Source organism: Chryseobacterium sp. SIMBA_029 (assembly GCF_046535275.1).
In the GTDB taxonomy this organism is placed as follows: Bacteria; Bacteroidota; Bacteroidia; order Flavobacteriales; family Weeksellaceae; genus Chryseobacterium.
This window is the reverse complement of record NZ_JAWRXA010000213.1, coordinates 1-279: the sequence shown is the minus strand read 5'-3', so window position 1 is coordinate 279 and position 279 is coordinate 1. Positions and strand designations below refer to the sequence as shown.

General features: G+C 34.8%; 1 pseudogene. It reads right to left on the bottom strand.

Going from position 1 to position 279, the window contains the following annotated elements:
• Positions 1-246, bottom strand: a pseudogene (locus SB679_RS23875) (protein phosphatase 2C domain-containing protein); the annotation flags it as partial.
• Positions 247-279: the final 33 nt, after the last annotated feature.

Sequence of the window (279 nt, the reverse complement as noted above, 5' to 3'; positions counted from 1 at the left end):
ATCCTCTGTGTGAAAAAATTCAATGTCTAAATGATATAAATTATTGGTGGTGGGAATTCCAGAGATTCTGTTATTTTCAAACGTCAGCCCGGTTTCTCCAAGGTTACCAATATTTTTAATTTTTATATTCGGGAAATCTACCATCTCAAAGGTGAATTCATAAGGTTTTCCTGCATTGGCGCTCTTCACTATCCAATGAGCCTCTTTAAATTCTTCTTTTTCTTTATAGATGCTGGCTTTTTCCATTCCCTTTTTTGGGGTTCCAAAATAAAATGATGG